The organism is Arthrobacter sp. 05T47, assembly GCF_056395825.1.
The window spans coordinates 121,742-141,064 of record NZ_JBFTKG010000005.1; the positions used below are offsets into that span (position 1 = coordinate 121,742).

Sequence of the window (19,323 nt, forward strand, 5' to 3'; positions counted from 1 at the left end):
AAGTTCATGGCGCGGTCACGCAAAAGACCCCCGCCAAAAGGCGGGGGTCTTTCGAAATGCTGGAGTGCTGTGGCTTAGCCGCCGACGCGGATGAAGACCGGGCCGGAGCCGACGTTCACGCTGTACAGCGCGGTGGTGCCGCCGTTCCAGCCGCCGTGGACTGCCATGCCGTTGCCGACGTAAACCGCGATGTGTGCCATGCCCACGCCGCCGTTCTGGTAATAGGCGAGGTCGCCCGGGCGTGCCTCGGCGGCGCTCACGGTGCGGCCCAGGGACAGGTAACCTGCCGGCCAGCCGTGGTAGTGGATGCCGGCCGCGGCCAGGGCGTTGGTGGCGAGGGCGGTGCAGTCCTGCGAAACGCCGATCTGCGCGTAGGCAGCAGCGGCGATGGTCGCGCCTGCTCCGCTGCCGATGCCGGCCGGAGCCTGGGCAGCGACGCCGCCGCTGACGCCAAGCTCGGTGCCGCCGGCGCGGGAGGCCGTGGAATCCTGGACGTTCACAACGGGCTTCGGGGCCTCGACGACGGGAGCCGGCGTGGTGGTCACGGCGGGCTTCTCATAGGAGATCGCGATGCTGGATGCGGCCGAAATGGTGGCCGGGGCTGCGGACTGGACTTCCAGGGCCGAAGCGGACGTGGATTCGCGCTGAACGTTGGTCTCAGCAGCGTTGGCTGCGATTCCGCTGGTCAGAACCAGACCGGAAGCTGCGGCGATGACCGCGGCCTGACGGCCCATGCCGCCGGCGTTGTCGCCGACAGCCTTAGCAATAACAGCCAGCGAGTTGGTCTTGGTGACCTCGGCTCGGTGCCGTGCAACGGTTGCACGAGTAGTCATTAAGTTCTCTCTTTCGTGATCCTTGGACCGCGCGCTTTCGGGCGCGGACTGAGGACGCTCCGGCATCTTGGGGGTACGCCGGATCGCCCCGAAATTGGGTTACTTAGCGAAGGGTGTACTGCGAAGACGCGCCAAATGCGGAAACTGCATGCTGTCCGGGCTCGGTAGAGAATGAGCCGGCGGAACGTGATCCCATCCGGGCGCCGACAAGGGCGGCACGTGATGTGGATTCCAGCGAGCTCGACAGAGCTTCGCCGGTGCGCATGCGCGCAGAGTTGTGGCGTGAAGACACGAAAGTAGCCTCTCCCAATGCCTACGAGGTGAGCTGTCGGATTCGGATGGGAGTCACCCGGCCGCGCTGCTTCCTGGGAAGCGTTGCGACTTAACCCCTAGGCCTTCTTTCGAAGGCCAAAATTGGTTCCCCCGCCCCTGCCAGACGATGTAATGCGAACGGACCTTGAGCGGTGGCAGAGCTAGGCAATCCACTCAAGAGCGCCAACTTCGGAAAAGTTGGCGTGCTTCAAACCCTACAGCAGTCCTGACCCAATGTCACATTCAGATCACGGCGTGTCACAAGAATTTGAGAGCGGTCCATCGTCTATTTAGAGCCATCCGAGCGGATCAACGACGTCGCCGTTGACCATCACTTCAAAGTGGAGGTGGCAGCCCGTGGAGGCGCCTGTGGTCCCGCTCATAGCGATGACATCTCCGCGCGATACCTTCTGGCCGACCCTGACCGAGGCCGAGGACAGGTGGTTGTACGTGGTCTCCAGGCCGTTGCCGTGGTCAATGACGACCCGGTTTCCGCCGCCGTAGGGATGCCATCCGTTGAACGTCACGGTGCCGCTGGCGGCCGCGTGGACGGCCGTGCCGCACTGGGCGGCGAAGTCCTGGCCGCGGTGGAACTCGCCCGCACCGCCGGTGATGGGGCTGACGCGGTAGCCGAACGGCGAGGCCGTGATCATCTGGTCCAGCGGTGCGCCGAGGGTGCCGGCGGATGCCGCGCGCGTGATGCTGTCCACAGACTGGGCGCTGAGCAGCTGCTTGAGCTTCCCGTCCGGATCACCCTTCGTGGTGACGGCCGTTCGGCTGAAATCGACTTTTGCGGCGGCGGGAGCCGTGACATCCGGCTGTACTGCAGCGGAGAGGGCGCCTGTTCCATCAGCGTTGGAGGCCAGCACGGGGCTCGTGGCGGGGACCGTCACAGTGAGGACCAGGCCCGTTGCGGCCAGTGCGATGCCGGCCTTCTGCCCGACCCCGCTGGCCGCGGCAAATTCCGTTACCTGACGGAACGGGCTGCGCCGCCGCCGGCGTTCATCGCGGTGCGCGTCGCGGGGGCGTTCGGCCATATGCTCGACGACGGGACGCGGCTCCGGAGCGGGACCGGTCGCGCGGCGACGGCCCCTGGCGGTCTGGGTGGTCAAGAACGGTTCCTCTCTGGATAGCCTGCGAAGTTAGCTGTCGGATTCGGGTCAGAGAGTTCAAAGACCCGGTCCGCCGTTGCAAGCAGCCAGACAGAGAGGCATCCCTGGGGATCCCTCGATGGACGTTGCTTGCCGCTGACGGACTTCACCCCAAGGCTGCTGAAGCAGCAGCCGAAAGTGGTTCCCCCGCCCCTGCCAGGAGGTGGTTCTGCGACTGATYCGCTGGCAGGGCTCGGCTTCGGATCAGGTAACGCTTTGGTATCGGCACTGGCCACTAACTATAGGGGATTAAGCCGTCCGGTAATAAATCCGTAACCCCAGATGTGCAGAACTCATGGGTCGTCCCATGACCGGCGCGTTGTGGCTGGTCAGGCGAGTGTTACAAAGACGTGCGCCGCAACCTCGGGCGGCAACTCCAGGGCACCCTCGATATCGGGAACGCGGACCGAGATGTACTCCCCCACCCGCTCCAGCGACACCAGCGCACCAGGCCGAATTCCACCTTCGTCGAGCTGGGCCAGAAGCTCCGGCTCCACCTGGATCGGCTCCGCGAGCCGGTTGACCGTGACCCGCGAACCCGCACCGTAGCCGGCCATGGCCTCAAGCAGGTTCACGGCCCCATCGGCCGGGGCGCCGTTGGACACGCCGCCAAGATCGGCAAGACCGGGAATGGGGTTTCCGTAGGGCGAAACGGTGGGGTGGTCCAGCATCTCAAAAATTCGCCGCTCAACCCGCTCACTCATGACATGCTCCCAGCGGCATGCCTCCTCGTGGACATAGGCCCAGTCGAGTCCGATCACGTCGGCGAGCAGGCGTTCGGCGAGGCGGTGCTTGCGCATGACGCCGATGGCGCGTTTCCGTCCGGTTTCGGTCAGTTCAAGGTGCCGGTCGCCCGAAACAACCACCAGTCCGTCGCGTTCCATCCGGCCGATGGTCTGCGAGACAGTGGGGCCGGAGTGGCGGAGCCGTTCGGCAATGCGGGCGCGCAGGGCAACGATGTTTTCTTCTTCAAGTTCCAGAATGGTCCGAAGATACATCTCCGTAGTATCGATCAGATCAGTCATTCAGCTCAGCTCCTCGAGCGCAGTCCGTGCGTCATTCCCACCGTACCGCGTGCGGGCTGCATGCAGGATGCGCCTGGCAAGAACCGCCGTACGTTCGCATGCCAGCCTAGCCTATTTTGAATTACTCCGGATAATTTTCGTTCGGGCTGGCGCTGCCCCCGAGTGCCCACGCGCCGGCAGTTCCCGGGCGTCTCAATGACCGGACTGTGACAGGGCCTTTTCCGCGTCGCCGGTACCCGTCAGGCAGAATGAAACAGGCAGAATAAGCAGGGGTCCGTTGTAGCCATCCCCTACCGGGCCACCTTCCAGCCACGCTACGAACCAGCCGAAAATTGGAGCCACTGTGAGCGACACCAGCATCGCGATCCCCGCCAACCTCCTGCCCAAGGACGGCCGGTTCGGCGCCGGTCCGTCCAAGGTCAGGCCGGAACAGATGGAGGCCCTCGCCGCGTCGGCGAAGCTGCTGGGGACCTCGCACCGCCAGGCACCCGTGAAGAACCTGGTCGGCTCGGTGCGCAGCGGCCTGAGCGAATTCTTCCGTGCGCCCGAGGGCTACGAAGTGATCCTGGGCGTGGGCGGATCCACGGCATTCTGGGACATCGCCAGCTTTGGGCTTGTGGAGGAAAAGGCGCAGCACCTCTCCTTCGGCGAGTTCGGCTCGAAGTTTGCCTCGGCGACCAACAAGGCACCGTTCCTTGCCGAGTCCTCCATCATCAAGGCCGAACCCGGCACACGCCCCACGGCCCGGGCGGAGGCCGGCGTCGACGTTTACGCGTGGCCGCAGAACGAGACCTCAACCGGTGTGGCGGCCCCCGTCCGCCGCGTGGCAGGCGCCGATGAGGGGTCGCTGGTGCTGGTGGACGCGACCTCCGCCGCGGGCGGGCTTGACGTGGACGTGGCGGAGTCCGACGTGTACTACTTCGCGCCGCAAAAGAACTTCGCGTCCGACGGCGGCCTGTGGCTGGGCCTGTTCTCCCCGGCGGCTCTGGAGCGGGCGGCACGGATCAAGGCCGGCAACCGCTGGATTCCCGATTTCCTGGACCTCCAGACGGCGATCGATAACTCCCGGCTGAACCAGACCTACAACACGCCCGCCCTGGCCACCCTGGTGACCCTGGATGCCCAGGTGCAGTGGCTCAACGCCAACGGCGGCCTGGACTTCGCGGCCGGCCGGACGGCCGATTCTGCCGGCCGCATCTACCGCTGGGCCGAGGCGTCCAGCTACGCCACGCCGTTCGTGGCCAAGGCCGAGGACCGTTCCAACGTGATCGCCACGATCGACTTCGACGAATCGATCGATGCCGCGGCCATCGCCAAGGTGCTCCGCGCCAACGGCGTCGTCGACACGGAGCCGTACCGCAAGCTTGGCCGCAACCAGCTGCGCATCGCCACTTTCGTGGCGATCGAGCCGGACGATGTCTCGGCACTGCTCGAGTGCATCGACTTCGTGGTGGCAGAACTCAAGAAGTAGCTTCAGCATCCGACGGCGTCGCCGCGGCACCAGAACCTGGTGTCGTGTCGGCGCCGTTTCCGCTTTCGACGCGGAAGTACCGCAGCCCGCGCGCCCGGCGGTTGAAGTGGAGCCGCAAGTGCTGCGCCCGGATGATCCACACCAGCCCGATCAGGGCCGCGAGCAAGCCGGCGCCGGCCGCAACCCCCATGGACCAGCGGGGGCCGGCGGTGTTGGCCACCCAGCCGACCAGCGGCGCCCCGATGGGGGTTCCGCCCATGAAGATTGCCATGTAGAGGGCCATCACCCGGCCCCGCATGACGGGGTCCGTGGTGGTCTGGACGTACCCGTTGGCGCTGGTCATCATGGTGATTGCGAACAGCCCCACCGGCACCAGCGCCACGCCGTACCAGAAATAGCTGGGGGCCAGCGCCGCGATGCCAGAGGTCACGCCGAAGGCAGCGGCCGCCCCGAAAATGACCCGCAGCCGCGGCTTCCCCCGGCCGGCGGACATCAGCGCCCCCGCCACGGAGCCGATAGCCATGATCGAATTCATCAGGCCGAAGGCCCCGGCGTCGAGGCCGAATTCCGTGCCCACCATGGCCGCGATGAAGAGGGCGAAATTCAGCCCCAGGGTTCCCACAATGAAGATGGCCACGAGCACCACGATCAGGTCCGGACGGTGCCTGACATAGCGCAGCCCCTCCCGGATCCTGCCCTTGCCCGCCGGGGCGCGCGGCAGCCGGCGCAGCGAGGCCGCCGGGATGTTCGCCAGGCTCAGCAACAGGGCGACGAACGTGAGCGTGTTAATGAGGAACACCCAGCCGGGCCCGACGACGGCGGTGAGCAGGCCCGCGACGGCGGGGCCGATCATCCGGGCGACGTTGAAGGACGCGCTGTTGAGGGCCACGGCGTTGGAGAGGTAGTCGTCCTGGACCAGTTCCGAGACGAAGGTCTGCCGCACGGGAGCGTCGAGCGCGGAGACCACCCCGAGCATCAGGGCGAAGGCGTACACATGCCAGAGCTGCGCCGCGCCGGTCACCACCAGGATGCCCAGCCCCGCACTCAGCAGCGCCATCGCGGACTGGGTCAGCACCAGGAGCCGCTTGCGGTCGAAGCGGTCTGCAAGCAGCCCGGCCACGGGTGCCAGGAAGAGCTGCGGGCCCAGTTGCAGGGCCATGGTGATCCCCACCGCCCCGGCGTCCTGCGCCGTCAGGTGGGCGAACACCAGCCAGTCCTGGGCGGTGCGCTGCATCCAGGTGCCGATGTTGGAGACGAGTGCGCCGATGAACCAGATCCGGTAGTTCAGGATGTGCAGGGACTTGAACATGGACATCAGGTCCAGCCCTCCCTAAACACGCTCCCGGACGCTTCCAACCGTTAGTCGGCCTCCGCGAAGCGTTCCCGCTCATCGTCGGCGTCGTGCTGGTCGGCATCCTGCCGGTCAGCGTTCTGCTGATCAGAGGTCGGCTCGTCGTCGTCGTCAGCGGTCTGCTCGTCAGCGGTCTGCTCGCCGTCGTCGTCAGCGGCGTCCTGCTCGCCGACGGCGTCGGGCGCCTGTGACGGCGTTTCGATGCCGGCCGCCTCGTCGGCGGCCTCGTCAGCCTGCGCGTCTTCCGGGCGGACCCGCTCGGCCCACGGAACCCAGGCCGGCGCGAGGATGGAGTCCTCCGAGGGCAGCAGGCCCAGTTCGTCCACCGTGACCACCTTTGAGCGCGAGTTGCGGGTCAGCACCGCGTACCACTGCCAGCCCAGATAGCCGGGAAGCTTGGATTCGAAGAGGTGGGTCACCAGGCGGTCGCCCTCGCTGCGGGCACCGATGTGCTCGCCGATCTGCTCGGCGGGGGCGATGCCTTCCACGGCGGTGCGGGCGACGTCGACGGCGGCGGCAAGGAAGGCGTCAGGCTTGCCGGTGCGCCAGACGGGGACGCCGGCGCGCGGGCGGGTTGCGTGTTTGGAGCCGGTTCCCTTGGATCCGGCAGGCACCGAGGAGCCGGCGGCCGGCAACTGATCAGGTTCCTGAGTCATCAAGAGCCCTATACGTCCAGCTCGTCGGCAACCTTACGGAGGGCCGCTGCGATCGCCTTGCCCTTGTTGCCTTCCGGGTACTTGCCCGCGGACAGGGTCCCAGACAGGTTGTCCAGCACGGTAACGAGGTCCTGCACCAGCGGGGCAAGGTCCCTGGCGCTGGGCCGCTTCGCCTTGGCGATGGACGGAGTCTTGTCCAGCACGCGCAGGCCGAGGGCCTGGGCACCCTTCCGCCCGTCGGCTACACCAAATTCGACGCGCGTTCCGGCCTTGAGCTCACTGACACCCTCGGGCAGGGCGGACTTGGGCAGGAAGACTTCCTGGCCGTCCTCGCCAGCGAGGAATCCGAAGCCTTTTTCCTTGTCATACCACTTGACCTTGCCGGTAGGCACGTAATCAACCTTCTTCGTTCTGCGGGGACACGGCCGGCGGTCACCGCATCCGCATGGTTACGCGGGTTCAGGGTGTGACTGCCCGGACCGTGTTGGTCTGTACCTCCAAGGTTATCCTGCCAAGTTCAATTTAGTGGTTTGAGGCGCGGGGGATGCCGGACTGTTAGCGTTGCCCACATGACACTGATGCGTTACCGGCGGCCCTTCATGATCGCTGCGGCCACCCTTGCTGTGCTGTCCCTCCTTGCCGTCGGCGCCGTCATGGTCATGGCCTTCAACAATGTCGTGGCGCCGGCCTGGATTACCTCCACGGCCCTTTACGGGCTCCCGGTGGCATTCCTGCTCATGCTCGCACTGGTTATGGATGCGGTGGTGGCCCGGCGCCGCCCGCGCGGGCCCGGCGAAAGGTAACGTTGGAGCGATGTCCCTCATCCGCGCGCTCAGCAAGGAACTTCAGGCACGAAGCGACGAATCGTTGCGGGCCTTGTTCTCCGCGCGGCCGGACCTGATTTCTCCCGGCGTCCCGGACTTCGCCGCCCTCGCCGCCCGGGCCAGCGGCCGCGTCAGCGTGCAGCGGGCCCTCGAGCGGCTCAACCGCCCGCAAATGCAGGTCCTGGAAACCCTGCACCTGTGCACCAACGCCGATACCGGACACAGCGCTTCGGCGCCGATGCTGAAGAAACTGATCAATGGCGCGTCGGTGGCCGCCATCGACCGCCTGGTCCATTCTTTGCAGGAACTGGCCCTCGTCCACCGTGCCGATCCACCGCACGGGGTGACTCCCGCCGGAGCCAAGCAGCGGCACTACCTTCCGGTCGGCAGCCTCAAGGACGTGATCGGGATTTATCCCGCAGGGCTGGGCCGCAGCTACACCGAGCTCGTGCGGCTCCAGCCGGCCTTTGCGCAGCGCGTCGTGCAGCTGGTCGGCGAGCTGCACCGTGGCGGGGAGTCCGTTTCCCCCGCCACCACACCGATGGAAGCGGCCTTGTCGCTCCAGCATTGGACGGCTACACCGGAATCGCTCCACCAGATCCTGACCACCGCACCGGAGCGGACCGCCGCCCTCCTGGCCCGGTTCGGAAACTGGGCCATGGGCGCCGTTCCCCAGGCGCAACGCCGCGCTTCCGTGCTCCACGAAAGCGCCGACGTCGGCCCGGTGGACTGGCTCCTGGCGCGGGGGCTGCTGGTACCCCTGGACGCCGCCCACGTCGAACTGCCGCACAGCGTGGGAGTGTCCCTGCGTGGCGGCTTTGTCATTGAAGACTTTTCCCTGGTGCCACCGGTCCCCCAGCTTGGCCAGACAAGCGCAGGGCTGCGCCGGAACGCCGCGTTGGGCGCCATCGCCGAGACGCTGCGGCTCGTGGGCGAGGTGCTCTACACGGTGCGTGAACAGCCCCTGGCGACGCTGCGCAGCGGCGGCGTCGGGGTCCGGGAGATGAAGCGGCTGGCGGATTCCCTGCGGATCGAGGTGCACCCGGCCGGCGTACTCGCGGAGCTTTGCGCCATGGCCGGCCTGCTGCGGCTGGACGTCGACAGCTCCGCGTGGGTGCAGCCGCCGCAGCTGGAATGGCTGGCGCTGCCGCGCCAGGAACAGTGGCTCTGGCTGGTCAATGCCTGGCTGGCCAGCGAGCGGGCGCCCTCCCTCGTGGGCCAGCCCGTGAATGCCGCCGCCCCGGGCGCCGGCCACCGGGGCGCGGCCGGGACCACCATCAATGCGCTCTCCGCCGAGGCGCAGCGGCCCGACGCCCCGGTGGTCCGCAAACGGGTCCTGGAGATCCTGAACGAACTCACCCTGGAGGCAGCGGCGCCCGACGGGCAGGCTCCAGTCCTCAATGCCGCCGCCGTGCTGGAACGTGCCGAGTGGGCGCAGCCCCGGATGGCCCGGCGTTTCAGCTCGCTGATCCGCGGCATCCTCACGGAGGCCGAGATGCTCGGCCTGATCGGCTCCGGGGCGCTCAGCCAGCTGGGTTCCGCAATCGCCGCCGAACGGCCGGATGATGCCTTGGGGATCCTGGGCGAACACCTGCCGGCGGCGCTGCAGCACGTGCTGCTGCAGGCGGACCTGACGGCGGTGGCGCCGGGCTACCTCGACCCCGAACTGAGCGAACAGCTCCTCACCATGGCCGCGGCCGAGGGACAGGGACCGGCCACCATCTACCGATTCTCCGTCGCCTCGGTCCGCCGGGCCCTCGACGCCGGCCAGGACGCCGCGGCGATGCTGGACTTCCTGCGCCAGCATTCGGCCACGGCCATCCCTCAGCCTCTCCAATACTTGATCGAGGACACTGCCGCACGCCACTCCCGGCTCCGGGTGGGGGCTGCCGCCAGTTTCATCCAAAGCGAGGACGAGGCTGCACTGCTGGAGTTGCTCAACGCCCCGGCGGCCGCCGGACTCGGGTTGGTGCGCATCGCGCCCACCGTGGTCATCTCACATGCCGCGCCGCGGGAAGCCGCCCAGGTTCTCAGGGGCCTGGGACTCGCCCCCGTCCTGGAGGAAGCAGGATCCGGCGTCATCCGGCTGCGCCGCAGCACCTCGGTTCCCGGCGGCGGCCGGCCGGTCTACACCGCCCCGCGGACGGCACCGCCGGAGGCCGACATCGACGCCCAGCTGGCCGTGCTGCGGGGTGACGGGTCCCGGGCACCCGGCTCCGCCGGCGCTCACCCGACGCCGGCCGCCCCGGGCAGCGAGGAAGCGACACAGCTGGGGCTCGAGACCCTGCTGAAAGCGATCCGCCTCAGGCAGCGGGTGATCATGAACGTCGTGGACGGCATGGGGAATGCCAGCCGCGAGACTGTTGTTCCGGTAGCTGTGAATGGCGGGCGTGTGCGGGTGTTCGATCCGGACAAGGAGATCGAGCGGGTCCTGTCCATCCACCGGATTATCGACGTAGAAGCCACAGAGGAAATGCTCCAGTGAATGACGGGCCCCTGATCGTCCAAAGTGACAAAACCATCCTGCTGGAGGTCGACCACGAACTCGCAACGGAGGCACGGCACGCCATCGCGGCGTTCGCCGAGCTGGAACGGGCCCCGGAGCATGTGCACAGCTACCGGTTGACGCCGCTGGGCCTGTGGAACGCCCGGGCAGCCGGGCTGGATGCGGAGAAGGTGCTGGACACCCTGCTCAAGTACTCCCGTTTTCCCGTGCCCCACTCGCTGCTGATCGACGTCGAAGAGACCATGTCCCGGTACGGCCGGCTCCGGCTGGAGAAGGATCCGCAGCACGGCCTGGTCATGCGCACGTCCGACTACCCGGTGCTGGAGGAAGTCAGCCGTGCCAAGAAGATCGCCCCGCTGCTCGGGCCGCGGATCGACGGCGAGACCGTGGTGGTGCATTCCTCCCAGCGCGGCCAGCTCAAACAGCTGCTGCTCAAGATCGGCTGGCCGGCCGAGGACCTGGCCGGGTACGTGGACGGTACGCCGCACCCCATCATGCTCAACGAGACCGGCTGGAAGCTCCGCCCCTACCAGCAACTGGCCGCGGAGAACTTCTGGGCCGGCGGCAGCGGCGTCGTCGTCCTTCCCTGCGGCGCCGGCAAGACGCTGGTGGGTGCGGCCGCCATGGCCACCAGCTCCACCACGACGCTGATCCTGGTGACCAACACCGTCGCCGCGCGGCAGTGGAAGGACGAGCTGCTCAAGCGCACGTCGCTGACCGAGGAGGAGATCGGCGAGTACTCGGGTTCCGTCAAGGAAGTCCGTCCGGTCACGATCGCCACCTACCAGGTGCTGACCACCAAGCGCGGCGGCCTGTATCCGCACCTGGAGCTCGTGGACGGCAATGACTGGGGCCTGATCATCTACGACGAGGTCCACCTGCTGCCGGCGCCGATCTTTAGGATGACGGCTGACCTGCAGGCCCGGCGCCGGCTGGGGCTCACGGCCACGTTGGTGCGGGAGGACGGCCGGGAGGGAGAGGTCTTCAGCCTGATCGGTCCGAAGCGCTACGACGCGCCATGGAAGGACATTGAGAGCCAGGGCTACATTGCGCCCGCCGATTGTGTGGAGGTCCGGGTGGATCTGCCGCGCGACGAACGCGTGGCCTATGCCATGGCCGAGGACGCGGACAAGTACCGGCTGTGCGCCACGTCCGAGACGAAGACCCGGGTGGTGGAGGAACTCGTTGCCGAGCATGCCGGAGAGCAGCTGCTGGTGATTGGTCAGTACATCGACCAGCTCGACGAGATCGGCGAGCGCCTCAACGCGCCCGTGATCAAGGGTGACACCTCGGTCAAGGAACGCCAGCGGCTCTTCGACGCCTTCCGCGCCGGAGAGGTGCACACCCTGGTGGTGTCCAAGGTGGCCAACTTCTCGATCGACCTGCCAGAGGCCTCGGTCGCGATCCAGGTCTCCGGTTCGTTCGGTTCCCGCCAGGAGGAGGCCCAGCGCCTGGGCCGGCTGCTGCGCCCGAAGAAGGATGGCCGCGCCGCCAGGTTCTATTCGCTGGTGGCCCGGGACACCCTGGACCAGGACTTCGCCGCGAAGCGGCAGCGTTTCCTCGCCGAGCAGGGCTACGCCTACCGGATCATGGACGCCAAGGACGTCGGCACCGTCGGCTAGGCCTTATTCGGGCGGGTACGGCCCATTCAACACACATATTTCATTCAGAAAACTCCCAGAGTCTGGGAGCATCATGGGAACATGAAGAAGAACGGTCCCGAAGCCAAGCTGCTCGTCGTCGATGATGAACCCAACATCCGCGAACTGCTTTCAACGTCCCTGCGCTTCGCCGGTTTCGAGGTCGTCTCGGCCGGCAGCGGACGCGAGGCGCTGGCTGCTGCCGAGGAGCACTCCCCCGATTTGGCCGTGCTGGACGTCATGCTGCCGGACATGGACGGCTTCACGGTCACCCGCCGCCTGCGCGCCGCCGGCAAACACTTCCCTGTCCTGTTCCTCACGGCCAAGGACGACACCGAGGACAAAGTCACCGGCCTGACGGTGGGCGGGGACGACTACGTCACCAAACCCTTCAGCCTCGACGAGGTGGTAGCCCGCATCCGCGCGGTACTTCGGCGCACGCAGCCCCAGGTCGACGACGACGCCGTGATCCGGGTCGATGACCTCCAACTCGACGACGACGCCCACGAGGTCCGCCGCGGCGGAACCGTGATCGAGCTGTCCCCCACTGAGTTCAAGCTCCTGCGCTACCTGATGCTGAACCCGAACCGTGTCCTGTCCAAGGCCCAGATCCTCGACCACGTGTGGGAATACGACTTCAACGGCGACGCCTCGATTGTGGAGTCCTACATCTCCTACCTGCGCCGCAAGGTGGACATCGACCCGGATGCCCCTGCACTGATCCAGACCAAGCGCGGCGTCGGCTACGTTCTGCGGACTGCCGAGAAGCGCTGACCTTGCTGCACCGCTGGAAATCGGCTTCGCTGCGCTCGCAGCTCGTGGCCATCATGATGGCGCTGATGCTGGTGGCGCTCACGGCCACGGGCGCGGGCACGCTGACGCTGCTGCACAGCTTCCTGCAGGGCCAGGTGGATGACAAGCTCCGGGCCGCCGTCGAATCCGTGCGCCAGCAGCAGTCCTTCAGCCAGTTGCAGGAGACCAGCTCCACCGTTCCCACCGACTACTCACTGATGCTCTTCAACCCGGGCCTGCCGCCCATTCCGTTCGGTGGCGACAAGGACTCCCACCCCGCCATTAACACCTTTTCCGCGGTGGAGGCCCGGGAACGCCAGCAGATACCTTTCCAGGTCCGCGGGACCGAAGGCGGCAACTGGAGGGTTGTGGCCCTGAGCGTCGTGGACAACAACCAGCGCAGTGCGGTCGTCATCATCGGGCTGCCGCTGGGCCCCGTCGATTCCGTCATGGAACATGCCGCCCTGGTTGTCGTCGGGGTGGGCCTGCTGACCCTCGTGCTGGCATTCTTCATCGCCACATGGACCGTCTCGCGATCCTTCCGGCCGCTGGCGCGGGTGGAGAAGACGGCCGCCGCGATCGCCGCCGGAGACCTCTCCAGACGCGTGGAAATCGAAAACCCCAACACCGAAGTGGGAAGGCTCGGGAGCTCGCTCAATGCCATGCTGGCGCACATTGAGGCAGCGTTCGCCGCCCGGATGGCGTCCGAGGAACGCATGCGCCGCTTCGCCGCAGACGCCTCTCACGAACTGCGCACCCCGCTCGTGACCATCCGGGGATTCTCCGAGCTGTACCGGCATGGAGCGCTGTCCACCCCGGAGGACGTGGCCACGGCCATGGGGCGGATCGAGAGCGAAGCCAAGCGCATGGGGGCCATGGTGGAAGACCTGCTGCTGCTGGCCAGGATCGATGAGCAGCGCCCGCTGCAGCAGAAACCGGCGGATCTGCTGCTGCTGGCCAACGACGCTGTGGTGGACACGCAGGCCACCGACCGCAAGCGCGCCATCACCCTCACCGGGCTTGACGGGGCGGGCCCGGCAGCCGCCCCTGTGCTCGGCGATGAAGCCAAGCTGCGCCAGGTGGTCAGCAACCTCGTGGGCAATGCCCTGCGGTACACGCCCGAGGGAACCCCGATCGAAATAGGCGTCGGGGTCCGGACGGCCCCGGACGGAGCACGGCAGTCCGTGATCGAGGTCCGGGACCACGGTCCGGGCGTCCCGGAGGAAGAGGCGGCCCGGATCTTCGAGCGCTTCTACCGGGCGGACACCTCGCGTACCCGTGAAACCGGCGGCAGCGGACTGGGCCTGGCGATCGTGGCGGCCATTGTCGGCTCGCATGCCGGATCCGTGCGGGTCGGGCAGACTGAGGGGGGCGGGGCCACCTTGGTGGTCAGCATCCCGTTCCTGGACGAGGACGCCAACGAACTCTCCCCGGCAGACTTGTCCACATAGGACCCGACGGCGGTGTCCGGGCCGGGCGCTGCCCGCCTACGCTCGGGGTGTCCGGAAGATCCGGATGAGGCCGTCGCTCCCTCCGGGTTCCTGCCGCCGACTCTCGTCGCTGGCATTCACCGTGCTCCGCCGGGCCGTGGCCGCCTCCCCGAACGTTCGAGAGGGCATTGCCATGAGCATCATCTCCGTCGACACGGAACTCCTCCAGCTGAAATCCGCGAACGTGCAGGCCACGGTGGAACGGATCAGCGCGGACGTCCACGCCATGAAGCGTGGGCTGGACGAGCTTCAGGGCAGCTGGCGCGGCTCCGCGGCGACGAACTTCCAGAACCTCGTGGCCGAGTGGACACTGACCCAGGCCAGGGTGGAGGCCTCCCTGGCGTCGATCAACCTCGCGCTGAATTCCGCGGCGGCCACCTACGCCCAGGCGGAACTGGGCAACGCGCAGCGCTTCACGTGAGCTTCAGAGGCCCCATCAGGGCCCCACGGTCTTCGCGCGGGCCTCGGCCTGGTTCTCCTCCCCCTGGGCCTCAGGCCTCGGCTCTCAGGCCTCGGGTGTGCCCTGATGGAAGCGGAGCCGCCATTGCGCGCCTTCAAGGACCCACAGGGAGCTGCGCAGGGCMGATCCCTCGCGCGTGTGGCTGCGGTAGGTCAAGAGCACGGTCTTCTCACCCAGACGATCCGCGCCCAGGAGTTCCAGTTCCACGGGTCCGCCCGGGTTGTCCTCCAGCGCCATCATCATGGCGTCGCGGGTCCAGAGGCGTCCGGAGCTGCCGATTTCGGTGAAGTCGGGGTGGAGCAGAACTGCCGTGCGGCCCAGGTCTGCCCGGGTTTCCGGCTGGAGCAGTTCCCGCTCGAGCGACTCGACCACGGCTTCGGGGCGGCTCTCCGCCAGGGCCGCGGCCGGTTCGTCCTCGAGTTCGCTGAACAGGTCCGGCTCGTCGAAGGTGCCTGCCGCGCCAAAGAGTTCCTGTTGGCCGGAGGGCGCCGTGGCCCGGGCCGGCCGCACGGCCTGCTGCGGGGCTGCCTGCAAGGTCGTCTGCGGCGCCTGCGCGGCCGTGGAGTCCGCGGCGGCGGCCGGTGCCGTCCCGTCTGCCGCTGTCCCGAATCCGGGGCCCTGACGGACGGCCACGCCCTGCTGGTATGCGGTGGCTGCCGCCCGGGCACGGTCGTCCGCCGCTTCGTTCAGCTCGTGCCCCGCATGGCCCCGCACCCATTCGAAGGTGTATTTGCGGCCCACGAGCGCCTGGTCGATGTCCTTGAGGAGGTCCACGTTCAGCACCGGCTTGCCGTCGGCCTTGCGCCAGCCCTTGCGCTTCCAGCCCGGCATCCACTTGGTCACGGCGTTGATGACGTACTGGCTGTCGCAGAGGATCAGCAGGTCTTCGCCGGGCACATGGGCCGTTGCCCGGAACAGGTCCAGCACCGCCATCAATTCGCCCTGGTTGTTGGTGCCGTGGGGCCATCCGCCGGCCCGCCAGCAGTCGTCATTCACGTACCAGGCCCAGCCGGCCGGACCGGGATTTCCTAAGGCCGAACCGTCGGCCGCTGCTGTAATCGTCACTGAWCYATCCTGCCAGACCCCGCCGACGCCCACGGACGGTGTCCGCCAGGAAGGGCGCTTAACCGGCGGCGGCGGCCCCACCCGAAGGTGGGACCGCCGCCGTCGAACAGCCTGTGGTGGCTGGAACGGGGGGGGTTAGAAACCGCCCATGCCGCCCATGCCGCCCATGTCGTCGCCGCCGCCCATCTGGGCGCCAGCCTTCTCGGGCTTGTCGGCCACAACGGCCTCGGTGGTGAGGAACAGGCCGGCGATGGAAGCCGCGTTCTGCAGGGCAGAGCGGGTTACCTTGACCGGGTCGTTGATGCCGGCGGCCAGCAGGTCGACGTACTCGCCGGTGGCTGCGTTGAGGCCGTGGCCTGCGGGCAGGCCGCGGACCTTGTCCACCACGACGCCGGGCTCGAGACCGGCGTTGAAGGCGATCTGCTTCAGCGGGGCGTCGATGGCAACGCGGACGATGTTCGCACCCGTTGCTTCGTCGCCGGAGAGCTGCAGGTTCGCAAACGCCTTGGCGCCGGCCTGGATCAGGGCAACGCCACCGCCGGCGACGATGCCCTCTTCGACAGCAGCCTTTGCGTTGCGGACGGCGTCCTCAATGCGGTGCTTGCGTTCCTTGAGCTCGACCTCGGTTGCCGCGCCGGCCTTGATGACTGCAACGCCGCCGGCCAGCTTGGCCAGGCGCTCCTGCAGCTTCTCGCGGTCGTAGTCGGAATCCGAGTTCTCGATTTCGGCGCGGATCTGGGACACGCGGCCGGCGATCTGGTCGGCGTCGCCTGCACCCTCGACGATGGTGGTCTCGTCCTTGGTGACAACAACCTTGCGGGCCTTGCCGAGGAGTTCGAGTCCGGCGGTCTCAAGCTTGAGGCCGACTTCCTCGGAGATGACCTGGCCACCGGTGAGGATGGCGATGTCGGCCAGCTGGGCCTTGCGGCGGTCGCCGAAGCCCGGAGCCTTGACGGCAACGGACTTGAAGGTGCCGCGGATCTTGTTGACGATCAGGGTGGCCAGGGCCTCGCCCTCGATGTCCTCGGCAATGATCAGCAGCGGCTTGTTGGACTGCATGACCTTTTCCAGGACAGCAACCAGTTCCTTAACGTTGGAGATCTTGGAGTTGACGATCAGGATGTACGGATCCTCAAGGACCGTTTCCTGGCGCTCGGCGTCGGTGACGAAGTACGCGGAGATGTAGCCCTTGTCGAAGCGCATGCCTTCGGTGAGCTCCAGCTCGAGGCCGAAGGTGTTGGACTCCTCGACGGTGATGACACCTTCTTTGCCGACCTTGTCGAGGGCTTCGGCGATCAGGGCGCCGATCTCGTTGTCGCCGGCGGAGATGGACGCGGTGGCGGCGATCTCTTCCTTGGTCTCGATTTCCTTGGCGGAGGCCAGGAGCTCGACCGTGACGGCTTCAACAGCCTTCTCGATGCCGCGCTTGAGGGACAGCGGGTCAGCGCCGGCCGCGACGTTGCGCAGGCCTTCCTTGACGAGGGCCTGTGCCAGCACGGTTGCCGTGGTGGTGCCGTCGCCTGCGACGTCGTCCGTCTTCTTGGCAACTTCCTTGACCAGCTCGGCGCCGATCTTCTCGTAAGGATCGTCCAGCTCGATCTCCTTGGCGATGGAAACACCATCGTTGGTGATCGTGGGGGCGCCCCACTTCTTTTCGAGGACGACGTTGCGTCCCCGCGGGCCGAGGGTGACCTTGACGGCGTCGGCGAGGATGTTCAGGCCCCGCTCAAGACCGCGGCGTGCCTCTTCATCAAATGCAATGATCTTGGCCATAACGGCAGTAGTCCTTTCGGGACAGTCGTTAAGAATGAACCTTCGCTGTGGTGCCCGCGACGGACGATCCCTGCCCTGCGGCCTCTGTATGCCGCCGGGTCCGGGATCTCACCCCAGCAAGGTGTTCCTTTAGCTCCTGGACCGGCTGCCCCACTCCGCGGCCGGGCGGACCGGGCGTCGTGTTAGCAGTCAGTGCGCTGGAGTGCTAACTCAATAATTAGCACTCCCCCGGGGAGAGTGCAAGCAGTGGCCGGCCCGAACGGCCCGCCACGCGGGCACAATACGCTAGGAGCGATCAGCCGCCGCTGCTGCTGGCGGCTTCCGTTCCGGTCATCGTGGCCAGATTGTCCTGGCCGTAGGTGTAGACCATGTAGTTCGCTTCGGTGATGTCGCCGTGGGAATCAAAGTTGATCCGGCCGGATTGGCCGTCATAGTCCGGGCGCTGGCCTGCCCGGAGGGCATCGACGCAATCCTTGTAGCTCGTGCACGTCTTGCTCGCGGGCTGGCTGGCTTGCTGGGCGGCTTGCGCTGCCCCGCCGGAGACCGTGACGAGGGACGCCGCGATGGAGGTTCCGGCGTCGTCCTGTGCCGCGGCGGCAGCGACGGCGGCCAGGATGACGGCGTCGTACGTCTCGGCGGCGAACACCATGTCCTTGAGCCCGGGATCAACGGCAACGAGGTCCTTCTGGAAGGCGGCGGAGGGAAACACGCCGGGCAGGATTCCGCGTGCGCCGTCGAGGGCCCGCGCTCCCAGTCCGGTGCCGTACCGGCTGACCGCCCCGTCGCTGAGCACCAGTTTCTTGCCGGCAAGGCCGGCATTGTTCAGTTCGGCGATGGCACCCTGCGCGCCGTCCCTGGAGACCAGGACCACGGCGTCGGGATTTACGGCCTTCGCGGCGGCGGCAGCCTGCTGCGCCTGGCCGGGCGTGAACTCCGGGTCGGCCAGGACTTCCATTCCGGACTGTTTCGCCGCACCGACAACGGCTGCGGCGACGTCTTTGCCGTAGCCGCCTTCCTCGTGCACCACKGCCAKGGTCYTGGCGCCGCCGTCCTTGGCGAGCTTGGCCAGGACGGACGCCTGGGCGATGTCGGCCGCGGCGGTGCGGAAATAGTAGCCGCCGCTCTTGTAGTTGCTGAGCGCACCGGCGGCGTTGGCCGGCGAGATGACCGCTACCTTGGCGTTGGCCAGCACGTCGATGGCGGCAGGGGCACGGCTGGAGTCGGTGGGACCGATCACGACGTCGGCCTTCGCGGCGACCAGCGCTTTGGCCTGGGCTGCGGTGTCCGCGCTGATGGTTTCCGGCAGGAGCTCCACCGGTTTGCCCTTGTGGCCGCCGGCAGCGTTGATCTCCTTGACGGCGAGCTTGGCCGCCGCGAGCTGCGGGGCATTCAGGAAGTTCTGCCTCCCGGTGCTGTCCAGGATCAGGCCGATGCGCAAAGTGCCGTCACCGCTCGCGTCGGCGCTGGCCAGGCGGGCGCTGCCGGCAGGTCCCAGGCAGCCCGTCAGGGCCAGTGCCATGGCTGTTCCAACCGCCAGGGCGCGGCCCACCGGCAGTGGTCCCTTCGGGCGTATTCCCTTCAGGCGTGCTGAGGAGTCCCGCGGGGTGTTTTTGAGCGCGGCCAGTGCCACTAGGCGGGCCGGACGCTTTCGGCCTGCGGGCCTTTTTCGCCCTCGCCGACTTCCAGCTCCACCCGCTGGCCCTCATCCAGGGCGCGGTAGCCCTCGCCGACGATCGCGGACCAGTGCACGAAGACGTCGTTTTCGGAACCGTCCACGGTGATGAAGCCGTAGCCCTTTTCGGCGTTGAACCACTTGACGGTTCCCAGTGCCATGGTGTCCACACTTTCAGCTAGCTTGCGTGCGGCCCACCTCAATGTGCGCCGCGGACTGCGAAGAGAAATCCGCAGATACTGTACCCACAGCGTCCCCCAGGAACGTTGGCGGCGGGCAGGGCCACGGCCTAATAGTTATTG

At 67.3% G+C, this 19,323-nt stretch carries 17 protein-coding genes and 2 riboswitches; of the genes, 7 read left to right on the plus strand and 10 right to left on the minus strand.

Annotated features, from left to right (window positions below; translation table 11 throughout):
- Positions 1-74: 74 nt before the first annotated feature.
- The 3 genes from AC1DEY_RS06785 to AC1DEY_RS06795 form a co-directional block, all read right to left on the minus strand.
- The gene (locus tag AC1DEY_RS06785; RefSeq protein WP_476867276.1) at positions 75-833 is read right to left on the minus strand and encodes an NlpC/P60 family protein; all 759 of its coding nucleotides are present in this window, start codon (positions 831-833) and stop codon (positions 75-77) included.
- A gap of 296 nt (positions 834-1,129) precedes the next feature.
- A riboswitch (cyclic di-AMP (ydaO/yuaA leader) is annotated at positions 1,130-1,299 on the minus strand.
- Between the two features lie 136 nt (positions 1,300-1,435).
- Entirely contained in the window at positions 1,436-2,257 is an 822-nt protein-coding gene (locus tag AC1DEY_RS06790; protein WP_476867277.1) for a M23 family metallopeptidase, read from the minus strand.
- Positions 2,258-2,261: 4 nt separating this feature from the next.
- Positions 2,262-2,475: riboswitch (cyclic di-AMP (ydaO/yuaA leader) on the minus strand.
- A 150-nt stretch (positions 2,476-2,625) separates the two neighbouring features.
- Complete coding sequence (locus AC1DEY_RS06795; RefSeq protein WP_476867278.1) at positions 2,626-3,321, minus strand: iron-dependent transcriptional repressor DtxR; 696 nt, start codon at positions 3,319-3,321, stop codon at positions 2,626-2,628.
- 343 nt (positions 3,322-3,664) lie between these two features.
- Between AC1DEY_RS06795 and serC the strand changes: the two genes are divergently transcribed.
- Entirely contained in the window at positions 3,665-4,792 is a 1,128-nt protein-coding gene (serC, locus tag AC1DEY_RS06800) for a phosphoserine transaminase (protein WP_476867279.1), read from the plus strand.
- Here serC and AC1DEY_RS06805 read toward each other — a convergent pair.
- The 3 genes from AC1DEY_RS06805 to AC1DEY_RS06815 are packed head-to-tail and all read right to left on the minus strand — an operon-like array spanning position 4,782 to position 7,191.
- Positions 4,782-6,107: an MFS transporter gene (locus tag AC1DEY_RS06805; RefSeq protein ID WP_476867280.1), complete on the minus strand. Its 1,326-nt coding sequence runs from the start codon at positions 6,105-6,107 to the stop codon at positions 4,782-4,784. The two genes, serC and AC1DEY_RS06805, sit on opposite strands and share 11 nt — an antisense overlap.
- A gap of 44 nt (positions 6,108-6,151) precedes the next feature.
- The gene (locus AC1DEY_RS06810) at positions 6,152-6,799 is read right to left on the minus strand and encodes a DUF3027 domain-containing protein (RefSeq protein WP_476867281.1); all 648 of its coding nucleotides are present in this window, start codon (positions 6,797-6,799) and stop codon (positions 6,152-6,154) included.
- An 8-nt stretch (positions 6,800-6,807) separates the two neighbouring features.
- A complete protein-coding gene (locus AC1DEY_RS06815; protein WP_390205746.1) occupies positions 6,808-7,191 on the minus strand; it encodes a cold-shock protein in 384 nt (127 codons plus the stop codon).
- A 177-nt stretch (positions 7,192-7,368) separates the two neighbouring features.
- Between AC1DEY_RS06815 and AC1DEY_RS06820 the strand changes: the two genes are divergently transcribed.
- The 6 genes from AC1DEY_RS06820 to AC1DEY_RS06845 all read left to right on the plus strand — a co-directional run bounded on the left by AC1DEY_RS06820 (position 7,369) and on the right by AC1DEY_RS06845 (position 14,472).
- Positions 7,369-7,602 carry a hypothetical protein gene (locus AC1DEY_RS06820; protein WP_476867282.1) on the plus strand — a complete coding sequence of 78 codons (234 nt, stop codon included), beginning with the start codon at positions 7,369-7,371 and terminating at the stop codon, positions 7,600-7,602.
- 10 nt (positions 7,603-7,612) lie between these two features.
- On the plus strand, positions 7,613-10,108 hold the full coding sequence (locus AC1DEY_RS06825; RefSeq protein ID WP_476867283.1) for a helicase-associated domain-containing protein: 2,496 nt from the start codon (positions 7,613-7,615) through the stop codon (positions 10,106-10,108).
- Positions 10,105-11,751: a DNA repair helicase XPB gene (locus AC1DEY_RS06830; protein ID WP_476867284.1), complete on the plus strand. Its 1,647-nt coding sequence runs from the start codon at positions 10,105-10,107 to the stop codon at positions 11,749-11,751. The genes AC1DEY_RS06825 and AC1DEY_RS06830 overlap by 4 nt, the downstream gene beginning before the upstream one ends.
- An 81-nt stretch (positions 11,752-11,832) precedes the next feature.
- On the plus strand, positions 11,833-12,543 hold the full coding sequence (locus AC1DEY_RS06835; RefSeq protein WP_441409911.1) for a response regulator transcription factor: 711 nt from the start codon (positions 11,833-11,835) through the stop codon (positions 12,541-12,543).
- Positions 12,544-12,545: 2 nt separating this feature from the next.
- A complete protein-coding gene (locus AC1DEY_RS06840; RefSeq protein WP_476867285.1) occupies positions 12,546-14,012 on the plus strand; it encodes a sensor histidine kinase in 1,467 nt (488 codons plus the stop codon).
- Positions 14,013-14,184: 172 nt separating this feature from the next.
- Positions 14,185-14,472: a WXG100 family type VII secretion target gene (locus AC1DEY_RS06845; RefSeq protein WP_476867286.1), complete on the plus strand. Its 288-nt coding sequence runs from the start codon at positions 14,185-14,187 to the stop codon at positions 14,470-14,472.
- Between the two features lie 84 nt (positions 14,473-14,556).
- Here AC1DEY_RS06845 and AC1DEY_RS06850 read toward each other — a convergent pair whose 3' ends face one another.
- The 4 genes from AC1DEY_RS06850 to AC1DEY_RS06865 all read right to left on the minus strand — a co-directional run bounded on the left by AC1DEY_RS06850 (position 14,557) and on the right by AC1DEY_RS06865 (position 19,182).
- On the minus strand, positions 14,557-15,576 hold the full coding sequence (locus tag AC1DEY_RS06850) for an RNase H family protein (RefSeq protein ID WP_476867287.1): 1,020 nt from the start codon (positions 15,574-15,576) through the stop codon (positions 14,557-14,559).
- A gap of 135 nt (positions 15,577-15,711) precedes the next feature.
- Positions 15,712-17,349, minus strand: coding sequence for a chaperonin GroEL (groL, locus tag AC1DEY_RS06855; RefSeq protein ID WP_476867288.1), 1,638 nt, complete (start codon positions 17,347-17,349; stop codon positions 15,712-15,714).
- 295 nt (positions 17,350-17,644) lie between these two features.
- Complete coding sequence (locus tag AC1DEY_RS06860) at positions 17,645-18,868, minus strand: ABC transporter substrate-binding protein (RefSeq protein ID WP_476867289.1); 1,224 nt, start codon at positions 18,866-18,868, stop codon at positions 17,645-17,647.
- Between the two features lie 110 nt (positions 18,869-18,978).
- A complete protein-coding gene (locus AC1DEY_RS06865) occupies positions 18,979-19,182 on the minus strand; it encodes a cold-shock protein (protein ID WP_026266832.1) in 204 nt (67 codons plus the stop codon).
- Positions 19,183-19,323: the final 141 nt, after the last annotated feature.

Excerpts from the sequence above, each read along its gene's own strand:
- AC1DEY_RS06810 (WP_476867281.1), bottom strand. The coding sequence starts at position 6,799 with ATGACTCAGGAACCTGATCAGTTGCCGGCCGCCGGCTCCTCGGTGCCT.
- AC1DEY_RS06795 (WP_476867278.1), bottom strand. The coding sequence starts at position 3,321 with ATGACTGATCTGATCGATACTACGGAGATGTATCTTCGGACCATTCTG.
- AC1DEY_RS06865 (WP_026266832.1), bottom strand. The coding sequence starts at position 19,182 with ATGGCACTGGGAACCGTCAAGTGGTTCAACGCCGAAAAGGGCTACGGC.
- AC1DEY_RS06805 (WP_476867280.1), bottom strand. The coding sequence starts at position 6,107 with ATGTCCATGTTCAAGTCCCTGCACATCCTGAACTACCGGATCTGGTTC.
- AC1DEY_RS06785 (WP_476867276.1), bottom strand. The coding sequence starts at position 833 with ATGACTACTCGTGCAACCGTTGCACGGCACCGAGCCGAGGTCACCAAG.
- AC1DEY_RS06825 (WP_476867283.1), top strand. The coding sequence starts at position 7,613 with ATGTCCCTCATCCGCGCGCTCAGCAAGGAACTTCAGGCACGAAGCGAC.
- AC1DEY_RS06835 (WP_441409911.1), top strand. The coding sequence starts at position 11,833 with ATGAAGAAGAACGGTCCCGAAGCCAAGCTGCTCGTCGTCGATGATGAA.
- AC1DEY_RS06845 (WP_476867286.1), top strand. The coding sequence starts at position 14,185 with ATGAGCATCATCTCCGTCGACACGGAACTCCTCCAGCTGAAATCCGCG.
- AC1DEY_RS06820 (WP_476867282.1), top strand. The coding sequence starts at position 7,369 with ATGACACTGATGCGTTACCGGCGGCCCTTCATGATCGCTGCGGCCACC.
- groL (WP_476867288.1), bottom strand. The coding sequence starts at position 17,349 with ATGGCCAAGATCATTGCATTTGATGAAGAGGCACGCCGCGGTCTTGAG.